The 24,376-nt window shown below is 73.3% G+C and carries 22 protein-coding genes; 10 read left to right on the top strand and 12 right to left on the bottom strand.

The window, feature by feature from the left end; translation table 11 throughout:
* The first annotated feature begins 194 nt into the window (after window positions 1–194).
* Complete coding sequence (locus ACVWWH_RS15135) at window positions 195–785, top strand: YdeI/OmpD-associated family protein (protein WP_066495050.1); 591 nt, start codon at window positions 195–197, stop codon at window positions 783–785.
* Window positions 786–846: 61 nt separating this feature from the next.
* On the opposite strand, the gene ACVWWH_RS15140 is transcribed toward ACVWWH_RS15135, so the two are convergent.
* Window positions 847–2,796 (bottom strand): glycogen debranching N-terminal domain-containing protein, encoded by a 1,950-nt coding sequence (locus ACVWWH_RS15140; protein ID WP_457317121.1) that lies wholly within the window; start codon window positions 2,794–2,796, stop codon window positions 847–849.
* Window positions 2,797–2,934: 138 nt separating this feature from the next.
* On the opposite strand from ACVWWH_RS15140, the gene ACVWWH_RS15145 reads away from it, so the two are divergent.
* Window positions 2,935–3,636 (top strand): phosphatase PAP2 family protein, encoded by a 702-nt coding sequence (locus ACVWWH_RS15145; protein ID WP_457317122.1) that lies wholly within the window; start codon window positions 2,935–2,937, stop codon window positions 3,634–3,636.
* A gap of 3 nt (window positions 3,637–3,639) precedes the next feature.
* Entirely contained in the window at window positions 3,640–3,966 is a 327-nt protein-coding gene (locus ACVWWH_RS15150; protein WP_457317123.1) for an acylphosphatase, read from the top strand.
* Window positions 3,967–4,003: 37 nt separating this feature from the next.
* Here the strand turns inward: ACVWWH_RS15150 and ACVWWH_RS15155 are convergent, their stop codons facing one another.
* The 5 genes from ACVWWH_RS15155 to ACVWWH_RS15175 form a co-directional block, all read right to left on the bottom strand.
* Entirely contained in the window at window positions 4,004–4,792 is a 789-nt protein-coding gene (locus ACVWWH_RS15155) for an MBL fold metallo-hydrolase (RefSeq protein ID WP_457317124.1), read from the bottom strand.
* Between the two features lie 185 nt (window positions 4,793–4,977).
* A complete protein-coding gene (locus tag ACVWWH_RS15160; protein ID WP_457317125.1) occupies window positions 4,978–6,126 on the bottom strand; it encodes an ABC transporter ATP-binding protein in 1,149 nt (382 codons plus the stop codon).
* Window positions 6,123–7,727, bottom strand: a complete 1,605-nt coding sequence (locus tag ACVWWH_RS15165) for an ABC transporter permease (RefSeq protein WP_457317126.1) — start codon at window positions 7,725–7,727, stop codon at window positions 6,123–6,125. The genes ACVWWH_RS15160 and ACVWWH_RS15165 overlap by 4 nt, the downstream gene beginning before the upstream one ends.
* 3 nt (window positions 7,728–7,730) lie before the next feature.
* Entirely contained in the window at window positions 7,731–8,771 is a 1,041-nt protein-coding gene (locus ACVWWH_RS15170; protein ID WP_457317127.1) for an iron ABC transporter substrate-binding protein, read from the bottom strand.
* Between the two features lie 166 nt (window positions 8,772–8,937).
* A complete protein-coding gene (locus tag ACVWWH_RS15175) occupies window positions 8,938–10,086 on the bottom strand; it encodes a glycoside hydrolase family 76 protein (RefSeq protein ID WP_457317128.1) in 1,149 nt (382 codons plus the stop codon).
* 90 nt (window positions 10,087–10,176) lie between these two features.
* Between ACVWWH_RS15175 and ACVWWH_RS15180 the strand changes: the two genes are divergently transcribed.
* Complete coding sequence (locus ACVWWH_RS15180; protein ID WP_066495067.1) at window positions 10,177–10,953, top strand: SDR family NAD(P)-dependent oxidoreductase; 777 nt, start codon at window positions 10,177–10,179, stop codon at window positions 10,951–10,953.
* The gene (locus ACVWWH_RS15185; RefSeq protein WP_457317129.1) at window positions 10,950–12,149 is read left to right on the top strand and encodes an acyl-CoA dehydrogenase family protein; all 1,200 of its coding nucleotides are present in this window, start codon (window positions 10,950–10,952) and stop codon (window positions 12,147–12,149) included. The genes ACVWWH_RS15180 and ACVWWH_RS15185 overlap by 4 nt, the downstream gene beginning before the upstream one ends.
* An 87-nt stretch (window positions 12,150–12,236) precedes the next feature.
* Here the strand turns inward: ACVWWH_RS15185 and ACVWWH_RS15190 are convergent, their stop codons facing one another.
* On the bottom strand, window positions 12,237–13,055 hold the full coding sequence (locus tag ACVWWH_RS15190) for a DUF1684 domain-containing protein (protein WP_457317130.1): 819 nt from the start codon (window positions 13,053–13,055) through the stop codon (window positions 12,237–12,239).
* 38 nt (window positions 13,056–13,093) lie between these two features.
* Entirely contained in the window at window positions 13,094–13,741 is a 648-nt protein-coding gene (locus ACVWWH_RS15195; protein WP_066495069.1) for a LysE family translocator, read from the bottom strand.
* Window positions 13,742–13,914: 173 nt separating this feature from the next.
* On the opposite strand from ACVWWH_RS15195, the gene ACVWWH_RS15200 reads away from it, so the two are divergent.
* Both ACVWWH_RS15200 and ACVWWH_RS15205 read left to right on the top strand, forming a co-directional pair.
* Window positions 13,915–15,300, top strand: a complete 1,386-nt coding sequence (locus ACVWWH_RS15200) for an OFA family MFS transporter (RefSeq protein WP_066495075.1) — start codon at window positions 13,915–13,917, stop codon at window positions 15,298–15,300.
* 1 nt (window position 15,301) lies between these two features.
* Window positions 15,302–15,403 carry an MFS transporter small subunit gene (locus ACVWWH_RS15205; RefSeq protein WP_442758771.1) on the top strand — a complete coding sequence of 34 codons (102 nt, stop codon included), beginning with the start codon at window positions 15,302–15,304 and terminating at the stop codon, window positions 15,401–15,403.
* Here ACVWWH_RS15205 and ACVWWH_RS15210 read toward each other — a convergent pair.
* Window positions 15,375–15,989, bottom strand: a complete 615-nt coding sequence (locus tag ACVWWH_RS15210) for a DedA family protein (protein WP_457317131.1) — start codon at window positions 15,987–15,989, stop codon at window positions 15,375–15,377. The two genes, ACVWWH_RS15205 and ACVWWH_RS15210, sit on opposite strands and share 29 nt — an antisense overlap.
* A 127-nt stretch (window positions 15,990–16,116) precedes the next feature.
* Between ACVWWH_RS15210 and ACVWWH_RS15215 the strand changes: the two genes are divergently transcribed.
* Window positions 16,117–16,422: a hypothetical protein gene (locus ACVWWH_RS15215; RefSeq protein ID WP_066495079.1), complete on the top strand. Its 306-nt coding sequence runs from the start codon at window positions 16,117–16,119 to the stop codon at window positions 16,420–16,422.
* A 79-nt stretch (window positions 16,423–16,501) separates the two neighbouring features.
* Here the strand turns inward: ACVWWH_RS15215 and ACVWWH_RS15220 are convergent, their stop codons facing one another.
* Both ACVWWH_RS15220 and ACVWWH_RS15225 read right to left on the bottom strand, forming a co-directional pair.
* Window positions 16,502–17,020, bottom strand: a complete 519-nt coding sequence (locus tag ACVWWH_RS15220; protein WP_066495081.1) for an O-acetyl-ADP-ribose deacetylase — start codon at window positions 17,018–17,020, stop codon at window positions 16,502–16,504.
* 37 nt (window positions 17,021–17,057) lie between these two features.
* Complete coding sequence (locus ACVWWH_RS15225) at window positions 17,058–18,017, bottom strand: pseudouridine synthase (protein ID WP_457317132.1); 960 nt, start codon at window positions 18,015–18,017, stop codon at window positions 17,058–17,060.
* A gap of 48 nt (window positions 18,018–18,065) precedes the next feature.
* Here ACVWWH_RS15225 and ppc point away from each other — a divergent pair, with 48 nt between their 5' ends.
* Window positions 18,066–20,939: a phosphoenolpyruvate carboxylase gene (gene ppc / locus ACVWWH_RS15230; protein WP_066495084.1), complete on the top strand. Its 2,874-nt coding sequence runs from the start codon at window positions 18,066–18,068 to the stop codon at window positions 20,937–20,939.
* Between the two features lie 102 nt (window positions 20,940–21,041).
* Complete coding sequence (locus tag ACVWWH_RS15235) at window positions 21,042–21,467, top strand: Hsp20/alpha crystallin family protein (RefSeq protein WP_066495087.1); 426 nt, start codon at window positions 21,042–21,044, stop codon at window positions 21,465–21,467.
* Window positions 21,468–21,929: 462 nt separating this feature from the next.
* Here ACVWWH_RS15235 and ppsA read toward each other — a convergent pair whose 3' ends face one another.
* Window positions 21,930–24,371 carry a phosphoenolpyruvate synthase gene (gene ppsA, locus ACVWWH_RS15240; RefSeq protein WP_457317133.1) on the bottom strand — a complete coding sequence of 814 codons (2,442 nt, stop codon included), beginning with the start codon at window positions 24,369–24,371 and terminating at the stop codon, window positions 21,930–21,932.
* Window positions 24,372–24,376: the final 5 nt, after the last annotated feature.

Genomic DNA, 24,376 nt, shown 5'->3' on the forward strand with positions numbered 1-24,376 from the left:
GCCGATCAGAGGCCCGAAGTGTCCACGGACTCGTGAGACACACTGTCCACACTCACCTGAGACAGAAGTGTCCATTCAGTCCCGAGACTTCACAGCCGCCCTTTCCCGGTTTCGGGTACGCATCTCGCCGGGGATCCGGCGTTCCGGGTACAGGCGCCTTGCGCCGCCGCCCGCTCTCGGCGAAGGTGGTCCGCATGGCCCCCGAGCTCCCCGAACTCGTCGTCCCCGATGCTCCAGCGTGGCGGGTGTGGCTCGCCGAGAACCACCTGGCGAGCCCGGGCGTATGGCTCGTCCTGCACAAGAAGGGCGGCGCCGTGACCGAGCTGGTCTACGAGCGAGCGGTGCTGGAGGCGCTGTGCTTCGGGTGGATCGACGGGCAGCTGCGGGCGCGGGACGCGGAGAGCTCGGCGATCCGCTTCACGCCGCGCTCGCCGAAGAGCCGATGGTCCCGCACCAACGTGGACCGGGTGGCCCGGCTCGAGGCCGAGGGGCGCATGACGCCGGCCGGCCGCGCCGCCGTGGACGCCGCGAAGGCTGACGGGCGCTGGGAGGCCGCCTACCAGGGCGCGGCCTCGGCCGAGGTGCCCGCCGACCTGGCGGCAGCCATCGCCGCCGTCCCCGAGGCCCAGGCGATGTTCGACGTGCTCACCTCCACCAACCGCTTCGCGCTCATCTACCGCACCACCTCGGTCAAGCGGCCCGAGACGCGGGCCCGGAAGATCTCCGAGTTCGTGGACATGCTGGCGCGGGGTGAGACGGTCTACCCGCAGAAGAAGCGGCCCTGACCGAGGAATCCGGTGCGCTGACGCCGCCCGGCGACCACGGGCCGCCGCACGCCGCGCCGGATCAGCCCCTCAGCGCCCGCGCGACCACCGCCGCGGAGGCGGCGCTCCAGGCCTGCGGCCGGCAGGCGGCCGGGTAGGCGAGCGCCCGGGCGGACTCGTCGGTCCCGACCCCGGAGAAGAGCTCGGGCAGCGAGCCGCCCAGCGAGTCTGCGGCGCGCAGGAGCCCGCGCGCCACCGTCGCAGCCTCGGCCCGGAAGCCCTCGGCGAGCATCCCGCGCACGGCGATGGCGGTGTCGTGGCTCCAGACCGACCCGCAGTGGTAGCTCAGCGGCCAGTACCCCGCCGCGGCCGTCGAAAGGGTTCGGATCCCGTAGCCGCTGAACAGCTCGTCGCCGAGGAGCCGGTCCACCACCAGGCGCGCCTCGTCCGCGTCGAGCAGCCCGGTGCCGAGCAGATGGCCCATGTTGGAGCCGGGCACGTCGAGGGGAGTGCCGCCGCCGTCGAGCGCCATCGCCGGGAACCGCCCGGCGCCGTCCTCCACCCAGAACGACTCACGGAACCGCGAGCGGATGCCCGCCGCGAACTCCCGCAGCGCCGCCGCCTGGGCGCGCAGCCCTTCGCCGCCGCCGGGCCCGCGCAGCTCCTCGAAGAGGGCGGCGGCCTCGAGGGCGGCCTGGTGCGCGTAACCTTGCACCTCGGCCAGGGCGATCGGCCCCTGCGCGCGGCGGCCGTCCCGGAACTGCATCGCGTCCGCCGAGTCCTTCCAGCCCTGGTTGCTCAGCCCATGGCCGGTCTCGTCGCGGTAGGCAAGGAACCCGCCCGGCCCGGTCGCGGAGGCGAGGAGCCAGTCGGCCGCCCGCCGGGCGGCCGGCAGCAGCGCTCGCACGGCGTCGGGGGCGCGTCCCGTCCGGGAGAGCTCCCCGGCCAGGCACAGCCACAGCGCGGTCGCGTCCACGGTGCCGTAGTAGACCGGGGGCAGCCGCAGCTGGTCCCCGCCGGGGCCGTGGTCCACCACGAGCTCGTGGGCGCGGATCTCGTGCGGGATTTTGCCCGGCTCCTGAGCGGACTCGGGGTCCCGCTCGGAGCCCTGGTACGCCGCGAGTGCGCGCAGTGTCCCGGCAGCGAGCGGGGTGTCCTCAGGGAGCAGGAGGCGGGCCGACCACAGCGAGTCGCGCCCGAACAGCGTGAAGTACCAGGGCGCCCCGGCCGCGAGGAAGGGGGCGTCGGGCATCCGGACCGTGGCGAGCCGCAGTCCCGCGAGCTGCTGCAGGGAGGTCGCCAGCAGGCGGCCGACGGCGCCGGGCCGGCTCTCCGCCTCGTCCTCCACCGCGGGGCTGTCCGTCGCGGCACGCACGACGGCGTCGGCGTCCTCGAGCGCCACGCTCCACGATGCGCGGAACGGCTTCCCGCGGCCCAGGGACGCAGACCAGACGAGGGCCGGGTGGCCCGAGGGGAACCCGTCCGTGTCGTCGGAGTCGCGGTCGATCGACGTCGCGAGGCGCGCCCCCGGCGTGCCGGGAGTCGCCACGGCGCGCCTGCCGCCGCGCTCCCAGGCCAGCCGCGCGGCGTCGTGCGCGGGTTCCACCGGGTCCCCGGGGTGCCCGACGCGCACCGCGTCCATCCCGGCGAAGTCCGCGCCGAGGTGCACCGCGAGGGTGCAGTCCAGCTCGGGCAGGGAGGTGCTGAGCTCGATGGAGTGCCGCACGGTCCCGGGCTCCACGGTCCAGGTCTGGACCACCCGGACCGCCGGGTCGAGGGTGGGGCCGGCGATGTTCCGGGCGAGGCCGTCCACGGCGATGCGGCCCCCGGCCGCTGTGACGCCCACGGGCTGGGGCTCGGTCCCGTCGACGGTGATTGCCGCGTGGTCGAGGAAGCGGGTGTCGGCGTGGAAGATCCCGGTCAGGCCGGCGGGGTCCGGAACGAGCCGGCCCTCGGCGCTGAGCCACAGCTGGGTCGGGGCGGCGACGGCCACGTGCTGGCGGTGCAGGGCGGGCTGCAGGGGAGCGCTCATGCCGCCACGCTACCGTCGCGCCGCCGGGCGCGACAGGGCGGGCCGGGCGGGGGCCGGGTGAGCTCGGGCGCATCGGCTCCCAGCCGTCGCCGAGCTTCCTCCCGGTCATCTCCCACGCGGCCGCGCAAAACTTGGAGGATGCTCAAGGTCACCGCTTCCGCCCTGCGGGCCGTGGCCGCCGCGCTCGCGGCGGCGGGCCTGGTCGTCTTCGGATGGCTGCTCGAATCGGTGGCGGGGAGCTGGAGCATCGCGGACCTCGACTGGCCGGTGCTGGACGGGCTCGCGGCGCACCGCAGCGGTCCTGCGACCGCCGTCGCGGACGCCCTCAGCGCGGCCACCGGACCGCTCGTGGTCCTGGCGGCGTCGGTCGCCGTCGCCGCCGTCTGGGCGGTGTGGCGGCGCGAGCTGTGGCGCCCCGCCCTGCTCGCGGGCGCCTCGCTCGCCAACCTCCTCCTCGTCGCCGGCGCCCGCTACTGGGTGGGGCGGTCGCGGCCCCCGGCATGGTTCGAGGCGGTCGGGGGCAGCGACGGCCCGGCGTTCCCCTCCGCGCACACGGCCGGTGCCGCCACCTTGCTGTTCGTGGGCCTGTACCTGGTCTACTCGCGCCGCGTCAGCACGCGCGGCCTGCCCCTCGCCGCCCTGGCCGCGGCGCTGCTCGTCCTGGCCGTGGCCGCGAGCGACCTCTACTTGGGCCGCCACTGGCTCACGGACGTTGCCGCGTCCTTCTCGCTCGGGGCGATCGTGCTCGCGGCGGTGCTGTGGGTGGACGCGCTCCGGACGCCGGACGGCGCCAGGGGCCCCGCCGCGCTGGCGGCGTCCCGTGCCGCGGCGGACACTTGAGGCATGTCGATCTTCCGGCGCCGCAGCCCGCGCAGCCAGTCCGGCACCTCTGAGGCCCCCGAGGCCCGGCTCAGCGCCACGGTCTACGGGATGGTGCAGGGGGTCGGGTTCCGGTTCCGGACACTCGGACAGGCGGAGCGGCTCGGCCTCGTGGGCTCGGCCGGGAACCACGCCGACGGGACGGTCGAGGTGGTCGCCGAGGGGGCGCGCGAGGATGTCGAGGCGCTGCTGGCCTGGCTCCGGTCCGACGAGGCGCCCGGCCGGGTGGACGAGGTCCGGGCGGACATCGGCCCAGCCACCGGCGAGTTCTCGCAGTTCAGCCTGTTCTGAGGCGCCCGGCCGGTTCTGACCGCCCGGCTCCCGGCGGCTACCCGCGCAGGTAGTCCAGCTGCGCGGCGACCGAGTTCTCGGCGGCGCGGCGCACGCTGGGCTCGATGTCCGCGTACACGGCGTCGGTCACCTGGGCGACCGTCGCGTCCGCGCCCAGGGCCGCGAGGGCCGCCCGCACCTGGTCGAGCCGCTCCTCGCGGTGGGCGAGGTAGGCGCGCGCGATCCCCGCGAGGTCGGGGAGCACCGGCCCGTGGGCGGGCAGGACCGTGGCCGAGCCCAGGGCCTCGAGCCGGCGGAGGGTCGCGAGGTAGTCGCCGAGCCGCCCGTCGGGGAACACGATCACCGTTGTGCCGCGGCCCAGGATCGTATCGCCCGTGAGCACCGCGCCGTGCTCGCCGTCGTCGGGGAGCGCCAGGCAGATCGAGTCCGCGGTGTGGCCCGGGGTGGCGAGGACCTCGATCCGCACCCCGGCCGCCTCGAGGCGCTCGCCGTCGTCGAGCGGGTCCGCGCCGAGGCACAGCGCGGCGTCGCGTGCGCGCACCGGGGCCCCGGTCATGCGGTGGAACTCCTCGGCAGCCTCCGTGTGGTCCGGGTGGTGGTGCGTGAGGACCACGAGTTCGACCCGCCCGGCGCCCGCCAGTTCGGCCAGGTGCTCGGCATCGAGGGGGCCCGGGTCCACGACCACGACCGAGTCCGAGCCGGGCGCCGCGATCACGTAGGAGTTGGTCCCGTCCAGGCTCATGGGCCCGGGGTTGGGGGCGAGGCGGTACCGGGTGAGGGCGGAGCTGCGGACCCAGCGGGTGGCGGGGGTGACGTCGTCGGCCATGCGTTCAGCGTAGTCCCGCGCACTACGCCGCCGGCTCGCCTCGGGTGGGCCGCCCGCGGGAGGCGGGCGGTCGCCGTCGTACCCGAAACGGCGGAAGGGCGACGAGATGCGTACCCGAAACGTCGGAAGGGCGACGAGATGCGTACCCGAAACCGGAGGCCGGAGGCCGGAGGCGCGGAGGAGGGTCAGTCGATGGGGAAGGCCACGCCCTCGCCGATGACCTTCAGGGCGAGGTCCATCCCGGCCCGGGCCATGGCGGCGTTCCAATGGCGGATGGTGATGATCTCGCCGCCGCCGGGGATGCGCGGGTCCGCGGGCCGCTCGGGCAGCTTGATGCGCACGGAGGACTCGGGGCCGAAGTAGTCCCAGTCGAGCACGGTGCCGTGGATGCGGGAGTCCGCGGCGACGCGGATCTGCTCGGGCCGCAGCATGATCTGCACGCGGCCCTGCGCGGGCGGGCGGCGCACGGGGATCGCGCCGAGGGAGCACATCGCGAGGGAGCCCTCGAGCCAGGCGTCGAGGATGACGGCGTCGCCGAGGAACTCGGCCGTGGCGCGGTCCGCGGGGCGGGTGTAGACGACGAACGGGTTGCCGATCTGGGCGAGCCGGCCGCCGCGCATCACGGCGACCTGGTCGGCGAAGGAGAGGGCCTCGGCCTGGTCGTGCGTGACGAGGATGGTGGTGACCCCCGCCTGGTGCAGGACCCTGCCGATCGCGCGGCGCGTCGCGACCCGGAGGCCGGCGTCGAGCGCGGAGAACGGCTCGTCCAGGAGCATGACCTCGGGCTCGCACGCCATGGCCCGGGCGAGGGCGATCCGCTGCTGCTGCCCGCCGGAGAGCTGGTGGGGGCGGCGCTTGGCGTAGGCGGGGTCGAGGGCCACCATGTCCAGCAGCTCGTCGACCCGCTCCTGGACCGCCTTGCGGCCCCGGAACTTCTCCCGGTCCAGGCCGAACGCGACGTTCTGCCCGACCGACAGGTGCGGGAACAGGGCGCCGTCCTGCGCGACGTAGCCGATGTTGCGCCGGTGCGCGGGCACCCAGGTGCTGCCGGCGACCTCCTTGCCGTCCATGAGGATCCGGCCCGTGTCCGGGGCCTCGAACCCGGCGATGAGGCGCAGGAGGGTGGTCTTGCCCGAGCCGCTCGGGCCCACGATCGCGGTGGTCCCGCCCCGGGCCACGGAGAGGTTGATGCCCTTGAGCACCTGCTGGCGCCCGAAGTCCTTGGTGACCTCCTCGATGTCGAGGTGGTGGTCCGCCGTCTGGGCGATCTGCGGGGCCACCCGCGGGCTGGGGAAGCGGGCCGCCGCGGTGGGCGTGGGGTTCTGTTCGGTCACTGTCCGGCTGCTTTCTTGGACTGCTGGAACAACAGGTACGTCATCGGGGCGGAGAGCGCGATCATCACGAGTGCGTACGGCGCCGCGCTGACGTAGTCGATCTCGCTCGTCAGGGCCCAGAACTCGGTGGCGAGCGTCTTGGTGCCCAACGGGGAGAGGAGCAGGGTGGCCGTCAGCTCGTTGACGACGGCGAGGAACACGAGCGCTGCGCCGCCGGCCGCCGCCGGGGCCACGAGCCGCAGGGTGACGCGGACAAACGCGAGCAGCGGTGCCTTCCCGAGGGCCTGGGCGGCCTCCTCGAGCTCCTTGGGCGCCTGCGCAAGGCCGGCCCGCAGGTTCACGAGGGCGCGCGGGAGGAAGAGCAGCACGTAGGCGGCCACGAGCAGGCCCGTGGTCTGGTAGACGCCCGGGATGACCCGCAGCGCGACCGTGACGAAGGCGAGCGCGAGGACGATCCCCGGCATCGAGCTCGTGACGTAGTTGGACAGCTCGAGGCCGCGCGAGAGCCAGCCCGGGAACCGGACGGCGAGGAACGCGAGGGGGAAGGCCACCACGGTGGTGACGATCGCGCCGAGCAGCCCGAGCCACAGGCTCGAGCCGAGCGCCCCCGCGAGGTCCGAGGTCTGCCAGACGTCCGCTCCGCCCTGGGCCGCCCACGTGACGCTCATCCACAGCGGGACCCCCACAGCGAGGACCGCGAGGGCGAGCAGCGCCAGCTGCGCGGGAAGCTGCCAGGTCCCGAGGGCGAGCCGCGTGGGGGTGGCCTGGGCGCCGGAGCCAATGCGCGCGTAGCGGGCGTTGCCGCGCGCCCGCGCCTCGGCCACGAGCAGCACGAGGCAGACCGTGACGAGGACGGAGGCGAGCATGGTGCCCGCGGCGCCGTTGAAGGTGGACCGGTACTGCTCCATGATCGCCGTGGTGAACGTGTCGAAGCGGATCATCGCGAAGGCGCCGTACTCGGCGAGCAGGTGCAGCGCCACGAGCAGCGCCCCGCCGGAGACCGCGATCCGCAGCTGCGGCAGCACCACGCGGAAGAACGTCCGCCACGCGCCGAGCCCCAGCGAGGCGGCCGACTGCTCGATCGCCGGGTCCAGGCGGGAGAGCGTGGCAGCGGCGGGGATGTACACGAGCGGGTAGTAGGAGAGAGTGGCGATGAGGACGCCGGAGAAGAGGCCCTCGAGCCGCGGCACCGCGGAGACCCACGCGTAGGAGTTCACGAACGCGGGGATCGCCAGCGGCGCCGCCAGGGCCACAGCCCAGACCCGGTGGGCCCGCAGCGCGGTCCGCTCCACGAGCCACGCCCCGCCCACCCCGAGCACGATGCACAGCGGCACGGTGATGAGCGTGAGCAGGAGCGTGTTGCCGAGCAGCTCGAACGTGCGCCCCCGGAAGATGAGCTCCGTGGCGGTGTCCCAGCCGGTGGTGACGGTCATGAACGCCACGAACCCGAGCGGGATCAGCGACGCAGCGGCGACGAGGCAGGCGGCGAGGACGACGCCGAAGGGCGGGCGGGGGCGCCTGCCCTCGCCCGCCGTCGGGGTCGCCTCGCCCGGCACCGGGAGACCGGCGACGGCGAGGGCGGTGGCTGGAGCGGATTCCAAGGTCTAGAGGAGTCCTGTTGCGGTCATGAGGTCGTTGACCTTCTGCGAGTTGAGCTTGGCCGGGTCGATCTTGGGCGCCTGGAGCTGGTCGAGGGGCACGAGCTTGTCATTGGACGGAACGCCGGAGCCCACGGCGTACTCGTAGGAGGCGCCCTTCTGCAGGACCTCCTGGCCCTTCTTGCCGGTGATGAACTTGAGGAACTCCTGCGCGGCGGCCTGGTTCTTGGATGACTTGAGCACGCCGCCGCCGGAGACGGAGACGAAGGCGCCCGGGTCCTGGTTCTTGAAGTACTCGAGGCCGACGTTCTTGGAGTTCTCGCCCGTCTTGGCCTGGTCGCCGAACCAGTAGTAGTGGTAGATGACAGCGCCGTCCACTTCGCCGCTGTTGACGGCCTTCATCGCGGTCGAGTTGCCCTTGTAGGTCTTGGCGCCGTCCTTGAGCGCCTGGAGCCAGGCCTTCGTGGCGTCCTCGCCCTTGAGCTGGAGCATGGCGGAGACGATGGCCTGGAAGTCCGCGCCGGAGGGCGAGGCGGCCCAGCGGCCCTTCCAGTCGGGGTTCTGGAGGTCCATGAGGGACTTGGGCAGCTTGTCCTGGGAGACCTTGGACTTGTTGTAGGCGAACACCGTGGAGCGCGCCGCGATGCCGATCCACTTGTTGGTGGAGGGCCGGTACTCGGCGGGGACCTGCGCGGCGGTGGCCGGATCGATGTCCGCGAAGAGGCCCGCATTCTCCACCTGGGTCATCGCGGGGGAGTTCTCGGTCAGGAAGACGTCCGCGGGGGAGGCGGGCCCCTCCTGGATGATCTGGTTCGACATCTCGGTGTCGTCGCCCTGGCGGTAGTTGACCTTGATGCCGGTCTCCGCCGTGAACGCGTCGATCCACTCCTTCGTGAGGGACTCGTGCTGGGCGTTGTAGACCGTGATGGTGCCCTTGTCGCCGGAGGCCGAGGATGTGCCGGGGGCCGAGGATCCGCAGGCGGCGAGGCCGAGCGAGGTCGCGGCGACCAGGGCGAGGCCAGCGAGGGCGCGGGGTCGGAGCTTCATCGAAAGCTTCCCTTTCGTGGGGTCACAGGAGCGGTGGTCGACGGCGCCGCCGGCTGGCGTCGTCGGGTGACGTCACGATCGACTGTAGGTTAGCCACACCTAAGGTGCCGCCGTTTCTCCCCATAATGTGACGCATCTCACGTCAATTACGCAACCTCGAGCTTCGCTAATCCCCGGATGTGACTCTGCGGGCGCCCTCGAGGACCATCCAGGCCTGCAGCTGGGTGGACAGCTCCACACGGCTGCCGGCGGGGTACGCGTCCCGCGCCGCCTCCCCGGGCCGCTGCGGGAACGTCCACCAGGCACCGCCCCCGGGGCTCCGGTGCTGCCGCGCCCGCAGTTCGGCGCCCGCCCACAGGGCCTCGGCCGTGGCGGTGACGAGCCCGCGGGCGGTGCTCCGCGCGGCGTGCGGCAGGCGCGGGTCGCAGGCCGCCAGCGCTAGGTAGCGGGCGAGGATGCCCATGAAGAGGCCGCCGTCCCCGCCGCCGTCGCCCCGCAGCGCGCGGCCCCGGCCGCCGTCGTGCGCCACCTCGACGGTGAGGTGCTCCGCCACCGCCTCCACGAGGGCGTCCGCGCGGGCGAGGTTGTCGGCGCCGCCGAGCTCGAGGAGCGCCCCGAGGACGGGGCCCTGGTTGTACGTCCAGACATCCCGCACGAGCTCGCCCGACCCGTCCGCCGTGAGGTTGAGGCCGTCGAGGTAGAGGCCCTGGTTCGGATCGAGGAGCCTCGCGTCGAGCCAGTCGACGAGGTGCTGCGCGCGGCCGCGCTCGCCCGTGCGGGCGAAGAACAGTGCGCCGGGGGCGGTGGAGGCGGTGTTCTTGTAGCGCCGGCGCGTGTTCCAGAAGAGCCCGCCGCCGAGGTCGTCCGTGTCGGCGGAGGCGAGCTCGCGCGCGAGCTCCCGCACAGCGGCGCCGGCGGCGGGGAAGGTGCCGCCGGCCCTTCCCTGCTGGTCCTGCAGGCGGCCGAGCCGGTCCGCGGCGAGCGCGAGCCAGGCCATGTCGTCGTAGAACCAGTTCCGGTACCGGAGCCCGTTGCGGACGCGGATGCCAGCCAGGAGGTCCCGGGCGAGGGCGAGCTCCCGCGGCTCCCCTCCGCTCTCGGTGCGCCGGCGCTCCGCCGCGTCCACGAGGCAGTCCAGGTAATGGGCCTGCCACCAGTAGTGCCACGGCGCCCACGGAGCCCTGACCCGCTGGGACGGCCGGACCACCGAGGCGATCCAGGTGCCGGGGACCGCGCCGAGGACGCGATGGCCGAAGCCCCCGTTGACGCTCTCCGCAGCGGCTTGGGCGCGCTCCGCCCACGTGGTCGGATCCATGGCCCCACCCTAGCGGCGCGAGCGCCGTGACCCCGGTCACAGGCATGGGCTAGGATGCTCCCAGTTAGCGGCGATTAACTGGGAGGGTCCATGGAGCTTCAGGGGACGGCAGCGCTGATCACGGGAGGGGCATCCGGCCTGGGCGCCGCGACGGCACGGCGGCTGCACGCCGAGGGCGCCGCCGTGCTGCTCGTCGACCTGCCCGGCAGTGCGGGCGAGGCCCTCGCCGCCGAGCTCGGGGACCACGCCGCCTTCGCCCCCGCGGACGTGACCGACGAGGCCCAGGTGAGGGCCGCCGTCGTGCGTGCGGGAGAGCTCGCCCCGCTGCGGGTCGTGGTGAACTGCGCGGGAATCGCGACACCGGGCAAGGTCCTCGGGCGCGAGGGCGTGCTGCCGCTCGAGCAGTTCGAGCGGGTGGTCCGCGTGAACCTCATCGGCACGTTCAACGTGATCCGGCTCGCGGCCGAGGCGATGGCCGCCACCGAGCCCGTCGCGACCGAGCTCGGCGGCCCCGAGCGCGGGGTGATCGTCAACACGGCCTCGGTGGCCGCGTTCGACGGGCAGATCGGCCAGCCCGCCTACTCAGCGTCCAAGGGCGGCGTGCACGCGATGACCCTGCCGATCGCCCGGGAGCTCGCCCGCTCGCTCATCCGGGTCGTGACCATCGCGCCGGGCATCTTCGAAACGCCCATGATGGCCGGACTGTCCCAGGAGGCCCAGGCCTCGCTCGGGGCGCAGGTCCCGCACCCCGCGCGGCTCGGCCGGCCGGCCGAGTACGCCAACCTCGTGGCGCACATCGTGGACAACGCGATGCTCAACGGGGAGACCATCCGCCTCGACGGCGCCATCCGGATGGCCCCCAAGTGACCGCCCTGGCCCCCGGCGCCCCGCGCGCCGGGGAGCTGCCCGCCGCGGACTACTACGATCTCGAGCGGCGCCTCGAGCCCCGCGAGCGGGCCAAGCTCGCCGAGCTGCGCGAGTTCACCGCCGCGGAGATCGCCCCGCACGCCGTGGGCTGGTGGGAGCGGGAGGAGTTCCCGCACCACGTGCTGCCCCGGCTCGCGGCACTGGGGCTCTCCACCCCGCACCGGCACGGCTACTCGCGGCTGTTCACCGGGCTGGTCATCGCCGAGCTCACGCGGGCCGATACTTCGATGGCGACCTTCTTCATGGTCCACCACGACCTCTTCGTCGAGGGCCTGTACGAGTTCGGGACGGCCGAGCAGCGCCCCCGCTACCTCGACGACGCCGTCTCGCTGCGCACCACCGGCGCCTTCGCGCTGACCGAGCCGGGGCACGGCTCCGATGTCGCCGGCGGGCTGACCCTCTCGGCCCGCCGCGACGGGGACTCCTGGGTGCTCGACGGCGCGAAGCGCTGGATCGGCAACGGCACCTTCGCCGACCATCTCCTCGTGTGGGCCCGTGAGGCCGGCGGACCCTCGGAGGGTGCCGTGCGTGCCTTCATCGTGCCCGGGACCGCGCCCGGGCTCACGCGCACGCGGATCGAGCACAAGACAGCGCTGCGGACCGTGCAGAACGCGGACCTCGTCTTCGACGGCGTGCGGGTGCCCGAGGCCGACCGCTTCGCACGGGTCTCCTCGTTCGACGACGCCCGCACCATGCTCCTGGGCTCCCGCCGGCTCGTCGCCTGGCAGGCCGTGGGGCAGCAGCTCGCGGCGTTCGACGTGGCCAGGGCCTACGCCCTCGAGCGGGAGCAGTTCGGCCGCCCGCTCGCCAAGTTCCAGATGGTCCAGGGGCAGCTCGTGACGATGCTCGGCAACGCGACCGCCTCGATGGCCATGCTCGCCGAGCTCGCCGCCCTCCAGTCCGAGGGCCGGGCCACCATGGCCCGCGTTGCGCTCGCGAAGGCGTGGGCGACGGCGCGGATGCGCGAGACCGTGGCGCTCGGGCGCGGGATCCTGGGCGGGAACGGCATCCTCGCCGACTACGCGATGGCCAAGGTCTTCGCCGACGCCGAGGCGATCTTCACCTACGAGGGCACGTACGAGGTCAACGCGCTCATCGCCGGCCGCGACATCACCGGGGTCTCGGCCATCGCCTGACCCTCCGTCCTCCGAATCCCGTTGAGGAGCCACGTCCGCGGGCTTGAGGAGTCACGTCCGCGGGCTTGAGGAGTCACGTCTGCCCGGTCAGGCGGATTCAGGCGTCTTCTCCCCGGCCTCGACGGCGAGGTCCAGCGAGTTCCCGCGCACCGGCATGGGGCAGGTGCCGTACGCCGTGAACGCGCTCGGGTAGTTGATCGCCCGGTTGAAGTCGAGCACCACGGACCCGTCGGGGCGGGGCCGCGGGGTCTCGACCTTGCGCCAGTCGTCGGTGGTCCGGCCGTTGGTCTCGTCGTGGAACGTGATGGTCAGCCCGCCCAGGCTGCCCTGCTCGGCCTGGAGCCGGTACTCGTGGCCGTGCCGGCGGAAGACCACCTCGCCGGCCGAGCGGTGCACCCCGTCCACGAGCGGGTTCGCCGTGGCGATCGGCACGTCGCGGGGCTCGGGGTACGGCTCCCAGCGCGCGTCGATGACCCACTCGGGGGCGTAGTCGAACACGGGCACCCCGGTGAACCCGGTCAGGGTGGGGGAGGCGGAGTCCCGCGTGCGGATCGCGTACCGGTCCCCGCGCACCGCCAGCTCAACCAGGACCGTGCCGTACAGCACCCAGTCCAGCGACTCCTCGTCCGCGAGCTCCGCGGTGTACGTGCCGTCCACGGGGTCGCCCGAGTCCGCGAAGACCAGGCCCTCGTCGGCGCCCGCGGTGAGCACCGCCGTCGTGCGTCCGCCTTCGGTGGCGACGGACCACAGCCCCGGGACCACCTCGACCGGCGACGGCGTGGACTCGAGCCACTGGAACGAGGTCAGCGTGAGCCAGCCGTGCTCGGCGGCGAGGGCCTTGTTCCGGTTCTCGCGGAAGCGCTGCCAGCGCGCGAGCTGGGGGTCGACGGCGGGGGAGTCAGTCATGCCCACGACAATGCCACGGCGGGGCCGCGTATTCCCGCTCAGGCGCGGCGCAGCTCCAGGACGGCCACCACGCCGAACGCGCCCAGCACCGTGCCGGTCACCCGGTCGATCCACTTCCGGAACGTCGCCCCGTTCAGCCAGCGCCCGAAGAACTGCGCGGCCGCCACGATCGCGAGGAACCAGATGAGCGCCTCCGCGTTCGCCACGACCGAGAGCATCAGCCCCATGGCCACCGGCGGCACCCCGGGGACGAGGAACTGGGGGATGACGGCGACGCAGAACATGCCGTACTTGGGATTGAGCAGGTTGGAGACCAGGCCCTTCGCCCACGCCTTCCGCAGCGGCTCCAGGCTGTGGTGGGGCAGCGCGCCGGGCGGCAGCTCGCCGTCGCGCCGCGCGAGCGAGGCCCGCCACAGGCCGATGCCGAGCCACACCATGTACGCCGCGCCGGCAATGCGCAGCACGTCGTATGCGGCCTCCGAGACGGCGAGCAGGGCCGAGACGCCCGTGGCCGCGGCCGCGCCCCACACGAACGCGCCCGTGATCATGCCGAGCGCGGCGGTGTACGCATGGCGGCGGCCCTGGCTGAGCGTGTAGCGCAGCACGAGCGCCGTGTCCGTGCCGGGGATGACGGTGATGAGCGCAGCGATCGCGGCGAAGCCGAGCAGGGAGTCGGTCAGGGTCACGGTCCAAGGATATCGGCGCATGACGGCGCGCGGCGGCGCACGACGGCGCGGGGCGGCCGAGCCGTTCGTCGCACCGCAGCTACCGCTCGGCGCAAAAGTGACGAAAGCCACTCGCGGAGCATTAGCGTGTGCGTGGAACGGCCGGCCCCGCCGGTCGCGGACAGGAGGACCCGATGGCGTGGCTCGACCGCGAGCACAGCGTTGCCCGAGAAGGATTCAACCGGTGGCTCATCCCACCCGCGGCGCTCGCGGTGCACCTGTGCATCGGCCAGGCGTACGCCACGAGCGTGTACAAGACCGCGCTCGTGAAGCACTTCGGGGCGAGCCTGACGGAGATCGGGGTCATCTTCTCGGTGGCGATCGTGATGCTCGGCCTCTCGGCGGCGATCATGGGCACCTGGGTGGACCGCAACGGTCCGCGCAAGGCCATGGTCGTGGCCGCGGTGTTCTGGGCGGGCGGCTTCCTCGTGGGCGCGGCCGGCATCTTCACCCGCCAGCTGTGGCTGGTCTACCTCGGGTATGGGGTGATCGGCGGGATCGGCCTCGGGATCGGCTACATCTCGCCCGTCTCGACCCTCATCAAGTGGTTCCCGGACCGCCCCGGCCTCGCGACCGGCCTGGCCATCATGGGGTTCGGCGGAGGCGCGCTCATCGCGAGCCCGCTCTCGACCGCGCTGCTGAATGCCTACGACCCGGCCTCCGCGGCACCCGGCGGGGTCGCGAGCGGCGACGCCGTGGGCAAGCTGTTCCTCACGCTCGCCGTGGTCTACTTCGCGTACATGCTCTTCGGCGCGTTCACCATCAAGGTCCCGCCGCCCGGGTGGGCTCCCGCGGGCTTCGACCCGGCCTCGGTGCGCACCCATGCGCTCATCACCACGGCCAACGTCCGCGCCTCGAACGCGATCAGGACCCCCCAGTTCTGGCTCCTCTGGACGGCCCTGTTCTGCAACGTCTCGGCCGGGATCGGCATCCTCGAGCAGGCCGCACCGATGATCCAGGACTTCTTCCGGCAGCCGGGAGGGAAGTCGCTCGTCGCGGCGTCCGTGGCCGGGGGGTTTGTGGGGCTGCTGTCGATCGGCAACATGGCGGGCCGCTTCGTCTGGTCCGCGACCTCGGACGCGATCGGCCGCAAGCGCATGTACATGGGCTATCTCGGCGTGGGGGCCGTGCTCTACGTGCTGCTGGCCTTCGCCGGGCACACATCCACCGCCCTGTTCGTGCTCTTCGCGTTCGTCATCATCTCGTTCTACGGCGGCGGGTTCTCCACGGCGCCCGCGTACCTGCGGGACCTCTTCGGGACCCTCGAGGTGGGCGCCATCCACGGGCGCCTCCTCACGGCCTGGTCCGCCGCCGGGGTGGTGGGGCCGCTGATCGTCAACGGCGTGCTCGACGCCCAGGGCACGCCCGGCAAGCTCACCGCGGCGGCCTACCAGCCCGCGCTGCTGATCATGGTGGGCCTGCTCGTGGTCGGGTTCGTGGCGAACCTGCTCATCAAGCCCGTCGACGCACGATTCCACGAGGCCGAGCCCGTCCCGGCCCGCACCGCCCAGGAGAACTGACATGAAGACCGCACGCCTTGCCCTCGGCTGGATCCTCGTCGGCCTGCCGCTCCTCTACGGGGTCGCGACGACGCTCATGAAGGCCGCCGACCTGTTCGGCTGACCGCTGCGCCGTCCGCGCCGCGCCGCCGCCGGCGCCGGGCGAGGACGGCCGCGAAGGCGGAGGCCAGGAGGAAGCTCGCGCCGGCGCTGACGAGGGCGGACGCCCAGAACGGCAGGTCCGTCGTCGTGTTCGTCACGAAGCCGACGCCCGCCATCCACACCGACCAGAGCAGCCCGCCGATCGCGTCCCCGATGAGGAACCCGCGGGACGGGATCTGGGACATCCCCGCCGCGGCCGTGGAGGCGAGGCGGCCGCCGGGGAGGAACCGGGTGCCCGCGATGGCGACGAAGGCCCCCAGCCGGCCGAGCTGGTCCAGCGCCTCGTGGGTGCCCGCGTGCAGCCGCCGGCCCCAGCGCCACCGGTCCACGAACGGGCTCAGGCTGTGTTTGACGAGCAGGTACATCGCCACGTCGCCCACCCAGGAGCCGAGCGCCGAGAGGACCACCACGGAGGTGAAGTCCACGTGGCCCTCGGCGGCGAGCGAGCCGGCCGTTGCGACCGCGACCTCGGCGGGGACCAGGGGGAAGAACACGTCCGCGGCCACGACCGGCACGAGGCCGAGGAGCAGGGCGCCCCAGGCGTTCACCGCGGCGCCCGCGCCGGACGCGCCCCCGCCGCGGGCCGGGGGCAGGGCAACGGGCGGGTCCTCACGGATCCAGTGTTCCGCAGATCCCCGTCGGCGGACACCCTCGGGCTTCGGTACGGTGGGCCCCATGCCCAGCTACCGCGCCGTCCTCCAGATCACGGGCCTGCGCCCCGGCCAGCCGCCGGAGCGGGTCATGGACGCCGCCCGCGAGGCCCTCGGCTCCCTCCACCACGTCGAGGCCCACCAGATCGACGTGGTCCGCGGGGTTCCGCAGATCACGCTGCGGTTCCTCGTCGAGGCGGAGAACGACGAGGCCGAGGTCGCGGCCGCACGCCGGGCGGCCCTGGTCCTGCAGGACGCAGTCGAGGACGTCGCCACCACCGGCCGGCTCCAGGTGCTCCGCCGCCGCCGCGGGGCCTGGATCCCGGTGTAGCCGGGCAGATCGACACAACTCGCGGCCCAATCCGGCCGCTGAGAGCCCGATCCGACCCTGAGTTGTGTCGTTGTGCCCGTCAGCCCGCCCGGTGCAGCGCGGCGGCGAAGGCCGCGGCCGTCGTCGCGCCGAAGAGCACGAACTCGACCCGCTCCACGGTCCCGGGGTCCGCGGCCCGGACGGCCTCGATGGCGGTGGAGGCCACCACGTCCCGGTCCCAGCCGTAGATCCCCGCCGAGATCGCGGGGAACGCCACGGAAGCCGCACCGAGCTTGCGGGCCACCGCGAGGCTCTCGGAGAAGCACGAGGCCAGCAGCGCGGGGTCCCGCTGGCCCGCGTGCCAGTTCGGGCCGACGGTGTGGATCACCCAGGACGCCGGCAGCCGGAACCCCGGGGTCGCCACGGCCTCGCCCACGGGCAGGCCACCGGGCAGCCGCGTCTGGCGGAGGTCGCGGCACGCCTCGAGGAGCTCAGGGCCCGCGGCCCGGTGGATCGCCCCGTCCACGCCCCCTCCGCCGAGCAGGGAGGAGTTGGCGGCGTTGACGATCGCGTCGACCCGGCGCGTGGTGATGTCGCCTTCGACGATGTCGATCTGCATGCCACCAGTGTGCGCCTTCCGGGACCGGGCTGCGGGCTCAGGCAGGGGCTTCCTGCAGGGAGAGCCGGCTGCGGAACTCGGTGTCACGACCGGTGAGGGGGTCCCGGAACCGGATCCCGCGCGCGAGGAGCTGGAGGGGGCGCGCGTAGTCGTCCGGGGCCTGGTCCAGCAGCACCGGGTAGAACGGATCGTGCATGATCCCGGCCCCGAGCCCGGCCAGATGCACGCGCAGCTGGTGGGTCTTGCCGGTGTGCGGCTCGAGCCGGAACAGGGCCCGCGGCGCGTCCGCCGGGCCGCCCACGCGCTCCAGGCTCACACGGGTCTCAGCGTTGGGTTGGCCGTCCACCACCGAGGCCAGGAGGTAGTCGCGCCGCTTCTCCATGCGGTTGCACACCACGACGGGTGCGGCGAACCGCTCGGCCGCCCACCCGGCGTCGTGCGCTCCGGCGCCAGAGCCGGAGGGGTCCAGCGCGCTCACGCACTCGTACTCCTTGCGCACGGCCCGGCGCTCGAAGAGGACCTGGTACTTCCCGCGGGTGGCCGGATTCACCGAGAACAGCAGCACCCCGCCGGTCATGCGGTCCAGGCGGTGCATGGGGATGAGGTCGGGCAGGTCGAGGGCGTTGCGCAGCCGCACGAGCGCGGACTCCTGGATGTAGGCGCCGCCCGGGGTCGTGGGGAGGAAGTGCGGCTTGTCCGCCACGAGCAGGTGCTCGTCGCGGTGCAGCACGGAGATCTCCACCGGCAGGCGCTCCTCCGGGGGCAGCGTGCGGTAGTACCAGATGAACGTGTGCTCCTCGAGCGGGGTACCCCGGTGCAGGGGCGAGCCGTCCATCCCGACGATCTCCCCGCCGTCGAACCTCGCCAGGATCCCCTCGGGGTCGATGTGGCCCCAGCGGTGGAGCATGTAGTCCAGCGCCGTCCCCCAGGGCCCCTCGGCCGGCAGGCGCAGGCGCGTCGCGTTGACGCCGTCGCGCACGGGCAAGGGGGATTTCATCACCTTTCAAGGGTATCCTCGCGCTGGAAACCTAGCCTCTGGAGTGCCATGCCCGCGTCTGCCGACGCCCCAGATCCCGCGGCCACGCCGCCCGAGGACGCCGCCCCCGCCGCGGAGCTGCGCGCCGACGTCCGGCGCGTCTCGACGCTGCTCGGCGAGTCCCTCGTCCGCCAGCACGGCCCGGGGCTCCTGCGCCTCGTCGAGGAGGTGCGGCTGCTGACCAAGGAGTCGAAGGAGGCCGCGCGCGGCGGGGCGGGCGCGCTCGGCCCGTGGAACGCGGCCGACGTCGCCGCGCAGGTCCGCGAGCTGCTCGCCTCCCTGCCGCTCGAGCAGGCGACCGAGCTCGTGCGCGCCTTCGCCTTCTACTTCCACCTGGCGAACGCGGCCGAGCAGCTGCACCGGGTGCGGGAGCTGGGGGAGAGGCCGGACGACGCCGGGTGGCTGGCCGCCGCGGTCCGGGACATCGCCGAGCAGGCCGGCGCCGAGGCCCTCCAGCAGACGGTGGACTCGCTCGACGTCCGTCCCGTCTTCACCGCCCATCCCACGGAGGCCACGCGCCGCTCGGTGCTGGACAAGCTGCGGGCGATCGACCGCATCCTCGAGGTGCCTGCCGCCGAGGGCTCGGCGTTGCGCCGCCGGCAGGACCGGCGCCTCGCGGAGATCATCGACCAGATGTGGCAGACCGACGAGGTCCGCCTCGTGAGCCCGGCGCCCCTCGACGAGGCCCGCAACGCGGTGTACTACCTGGGCGAGATCCTCACCGGCGCGCTGCCCGCGGTCCTCGACGAGCTCGCCGACCTCCTCGCCGAGCACGGGGTCACGCTCCCGCCGGGCCGCGTGCCGCTGCGGTTCGGCTCCTGGATCGGCGGGGACCGGGACGGCAACCCGAACGTGACCCCCGAGGTGACCCGGGAGATCCTGGGGCTGCAGAACCAGACCGCGGTGCGGATCGCCGTCGGCGTGGTCGACGAGCTCATCAGCTCCCTGTCGAACTCGACCGACCTCACCCACGTGGGGCCCGAGCTCGAGGAGTCGATCCGCGAGGACCTGGACCGGCTCCCCTCCCTCGACCCCCGCGTCCTCGAGCTCAACGCCCACGAGCCCTACCGGCTCAAGCTGACGTGCATCAAGGCCAAGCTGCTCAACACCGGCCGCCGCGTCGCCTCCGGCGCCCCCCACGAGGCTGGCCGCGACTACGTCAACGCCGGCCAGCTCGCCGCGGACCTCGACGTCGTCGAGCGCTCCCTGCGCTCGCACTCGCCGCTCGCGGCCGACGGCGCGCTGGGCACCGCCCGCCGCATCCTCGCCTCGTTCGGGCTCCACCTCGCCACGCTCGACATCCGCGAGCACGCCGACTACCACCACGAGGCCGTGGGGCTCCTGCTCGACCCCCTCGGGGAGCTGCCCCGGCCGTTCCTCGAGCTGCCGCGTCCGGAGCGCCAGCGCGTGCTGGGGCGTGAGCTCGGCTCGCGGCGGCCGCTCTCCGGCCACCCGGTGGTCCTGCCAGGGCACGCCGGCAGGATCTACGAGACGATGCGCGTCATCCGGCAGGCCCGCAGGCTCCTTGGCCCGGACGTCATCGAGACGTACATCGTCTCGGTGACCCGCGGCCCGGACGACGTTTTGGCCGCCGCGCTCCTGGCCCGCGAGGCCGGGCTCGTGCGCCTGTTCGGGGACGAGCCGTACTCGCACATCGGGTTCGCTCCGCTGCTCGAGTCGCTCGAGGAGCTCCGCAACGCGGCGGAGATCGTGGACGGGCTGCTGTCCGAGCCGGCGTACCGCGAGCTCGTCCGGCTGCGCGGGGACGTGCAGGAGGTCATGCTCGGCTACTCGGACTCGAACATGGAGTCCGGCGTCTTCACGAGCCAGTGGGAGATCCACAAGGCCCAGCGGAACCTGCGCGACGTCGCCGCGCGCCACGGGGTGCGGCTGCGGCTGTTCCACGGCCGGGGCGGCTCGGTGGGCCGCGGCGGGGGGCCCACGTACGAGGCCATCATGGCCCAGCCGAACGGGGTCCTCGAGGGCGAGATCAAGTTCACCGAGCAGGGCGAGGTCATCTCCGACAAGTACTCGCTGCCCGGCCTCGCGCGGGAGAGCCTCGAGCTCTCGCTCGCCGCCGTCATGCGCGCCACCGCGCTGCACCGGGACCCCCACACGGCCCTGAGCGACCGCGAGCGCTTCAGCGCCCTCATGGACCTGGTCTCGGACGCGGCGTTCGCCCGGTACCGCACGCTCATCGACGATCCGGACCTGCCCGCCTACTTCCTGGCCTCGACCCCGGTGGAGCTGATCGGCCGGCTCAACATCGGGTCCCGTCCGGCGCGCCGGCCGGAGGCCGAGCCTGCCTCGGACGGGCTGCCCGGGCTCGAGGGCATGCGCGCCATCACCTGGGTGTTCGGCTGGACCCAGTCGCGGCAGATCGTCCCGGGCTGGTTCGGCGTCGGCTCCGGGCTGCGGGCGGCCCGGGAGGCGGGCAAGGACCGCGAGCTGCGCGAGATGTACGCGCGCTGGCCGATCTTCGCCTCGGTGATCTCCAACGTCGAGATGACCCTGGCCAAGACCGACCTCGAGATCGCCTCGCACTACGTCTCCACGCTCGTCCCGCCCGCCCTGCACCGGTTCTTCGACGCGATCCGCGCCGAGTTCGAGCTCACCGTCGCCGAGGTGCGCCGGCTCACGGGGGAGTCGGAGCTGCTCGATGCCTCCCCGACCCTCAAGCGGACGCTCGAGATCCGGGACCAGTACCTCGACCCGATCAGCTACCTGCAGGTCGAGCTGCTGCGGCGGCTCCGGGCCGGGGCGTCCGGCGAGGAGGCGGACCGGGAGCACGACGGCGCGGGGCCGGGGACCGCGGAGAAGCTGCAGCGGGCGCTGCTCATCACCATCAACGGCGTGGCCGCGGGACTGCGGAACACCGGTTAGCCCCAGGGGGGACCATAGGCCCTTCCGGCCTTCGCGGGTGCGAGGGAGGCTGGTTCCGGCGGGACCGCAAGGAGCCCCGCCGAGGGAGGAAGGTGAGCAGAGATGACTGAACTGACCCGATGGTTCGACTCGCGCCGCACGCCGTTCGAGCTCATCGAGAGGCTCTTCGAGGGCGATGCCGGCCAGGGCGCAGCCATCAAGGTCGAGGAGGTGCGCGACGGCGATTCGCTCGTGGTCCGGGCCGAGCTTCCGGGCATCGACCCCGAGAAGGACGTCGACGTGAGCGTCTCCGACGGTGCCCTCCACATCAGCGCGCACCGCGAGGAGAAGTCCGAGGAGAAGTCGAAGGGCTCCTACCGCAGTGAGTTCCGCTACGGCTCGTTCTCCCGGACCCTGCCCCTGCCCGAGGGTGCGACTGCCGACTCGGTCACGGCCTCCTACAAGGACGGCGTGCTCGAGGTCCGGGTGCCCGTGCCCACGACGCCGCCGACGCCGCCGTCGTCCAAGATCCAGGTCACGCGCGGCTGAGACCTGGCGTCCGGGTAGCGGCCTCAAGCAGCTGGGACCGCCGCCTGAAACTGGTGGCCCCGCGCCGCACAGCCTGTCTGTGCGGTGCGGGGCCACCTTCCTGTGCCCCGGGGTCACGTCTCACCTAACCCGGGGTCATGTCTCACCTAACCCGGGGTCATGTCTCAGCTGACCCGGGGTCACGTCCTGCTGACCCGGGGTCAGGTCCTGGGGGACCCGGGGTCACGTCTCGGCTGACCCGGGGTCAGGTCCTGGGGGATCCGGGGTCAGGTCCTAGGGGATCCGGGGTCACCTCTCGTGTGACGCGGGGGTCGCATGGATCAGGCGGCGGACCCAAGGCCCCCATGACCCTGGCTCCGCCGCCTGCGGTTGGCCCCGGTGACGGGCAACGCGTACCCGAAAGCCGGAAAAGGCGACGAGATGCGTACCCGAAACGGGGAGACTGGTGGGTGGAGGGCGCCGCTAGTTCGGCTGCGCGTCCTGGCGCCCGGGGCCTGCCCCCGGGCCGCCGTGCCGGGCCTCGGCCGCCGCGATGATCGGGACGGTGCGCAGGACGCTGTCCGGATTGAGGGAGATCGAGTCGATGCCCTCGCCGACGAGGAACTCCGCGAAGTCCGGATGGTTGCTGGGGCCCTGGCCGCAGATCCCGATCGGGATGCCGCCGGCGTGCGCCTTGCGGATGGCCTCGGCGATCATCGTGGTGACGGCCTCGTCCCGCTCATCGAACTGCGCCGCCAGGCGCGCGGAGTCCCGGTCCACGCCGAGGACGAGCTGGGTGAGGTCATTGGAGCCGATCGAGAACCCGTCGAAGCGGGCCGCGAACTTCTCGGCGAGGACTACGTTGGAGGGGATCTCGCACATCATGTAGACCTTGAGCCCGTTCTCGCCCCGCGCGAGGCCGTGCTCCGCCATGGCGGAAAGGACGGCGTCGGCCTCCGCGGGGGTCCGGCAGAACGGGACCATGACGACGACGTTGGCGAACCCGAGCTCCTCGCGCGCCTTCTTCAGGGCCCGGCACTCCAGCGCGAACCCCTCCCGGTAGCGCTCGTCGTGATAGCGCGACGCCCCGCGGAAGCCGAGCATCGGGTTCTCCTCGGCCTCCTCGAACGCGGCCCCGCCGAGGAGGTTCGCGTACTCGTTGGTCTTGAAGTCGCTCAGCCGCACGATCGCGGGGCCGGGATGGAACGGTGCCGCGATCTTCGCGATGCCGGTCGCGAGCCGGTCCACGAAGTACTCCGTCGGGTCCCGGTACCCCCGGGTCAGCGCCGCGATCTCCTCGCGCTCGCCGGCATCGGCGACCTTCTCGGGGTGCACGAGCGCCATCGGGTGGACGCGGATGAGGTTCGAGATGATGAATTCCATCCGCGCGAGCCCCACGCCCGCCACCGGGAGCCGCCACCAGCGGAAGGCGGCGGACGGGTCGGCGAGGTTCACCATGACGTGCGTGCGGGTCGCGGGGAGGGCGCCGACGTCGGCCTCCTCCACCGTGAATGGAATCCTGCCGCCCAGCACGAGGCCCTCGGCGCCCTGGGCGCACGAGACGGTGATGGGCGCGCCGTCGGCGATCGCCGAGGTGCCGTCCACGGTGCCCACCACGGCCGGGACTCCGAGCTCCCGGCTCACGATCGCCGCGTGGCTCGTGGGCCCACCGTGGTCGGTGACGATGCCGGAGGCCCGTTTCATGATGGGCACCCAGTCGGGATCGGTCATGGTGGTGACGAGCACGGAGCCGTCCCGGAACCCTGCGATCTGGGACGGGTCCGCGATGACGCACGCCTCGCCCACGGCGATGGCGTCCCCGATCGCGGCGCCCCGGGCCAGGACGGGCCCGGTCCCGTCGAGGCGGTGCACCCGCAGCGTCCCCGCGCCGAGCTTGGCCTGCACGGTCTCCGGCCGGGCCTGGACCATGAAGAGCTCGCCCGTCTCGCCGTCCTTGGCCCACTCCATGTCCATCGGCCGGCCGTAGTGCTCGGCCACGGCGGTGGCCCAGCGTGCCAGCGTGAGGACCTCGGAGTCGTCGAGCACGAAGGCGGCGCGCTCCGCCTCCGAGGTCTCGAGCAGGACCGTCCCCGAGCCGCCGGGGGCGAAGACGAGCTTGTGCTCCTTGGCCCCGGCGGTCCGTCCGATGATCGGCCGCAGGCCCGGATCGGCCACGAGCGGGGAGAACACCTCGTACGAGTCCGGGTTCACAGTACCCTGAACCACCGTCTCGCCCAGCCCCCACGCGGCGCTGATCTCCACCATGCGCGGGAACCCGGACTCTGTGTCGAGGGAGAACATCACGCCCGAGCCGGCGAGGTCGGAACGGACCATGCGCTGCACCCCGATCGAGAGCGCCACGTCAAGGTGGTCCATCCCGTGCAGCTCGCGGTACGTGATCGCCCGGTCCGTGAACAGCGAGGCGAAGCACCTGCGGCACGCGTCCAGCAGCTCGTCCTCTCCGGAGACGTTGAGGAAGGTCTCCTGCTGGCCCGCGAAGCTGGCCTCAGGCAGGTCCTCCGCGGTCGCACTGCTGCGCACCGCCACGGCGGGCCGCTCCTGGCCCACGCGGCCGGCGAGGTCGCGGTAGGCGGCGCCGACCGCCGTCGCGAGCGTCTCCGGGAGGGTAGCCGAGAGGAAGAGTTCGCGGATGGCTGCGCCGGTCGCCTTGAGACCAGACTGCCCCGCGCGGAATGCGGTCAGCAGCGAGGCCATCGTGGGACGGATGCCCGCGGCGTCGAGGTAGAGGCGGTAGGCGTCCGCGGTGGTGGCGAAGCCCTCGGGGACGGCCACGCCCACGGAGGCCAGGTGCCGGGTGAGCTCGCCGAGCGAGGCGTTCTTCCCGCCGACCCGCGGGACGTCGGCGATGCCGACGTCGTCGAACGCCACCACGAGCTCCGTGCCCGGGCGGGCGGGCGCGCTCACGTGGC

It is taken from the genome of Sinomonas sp. RB5, from assembly GCF_054063535.1.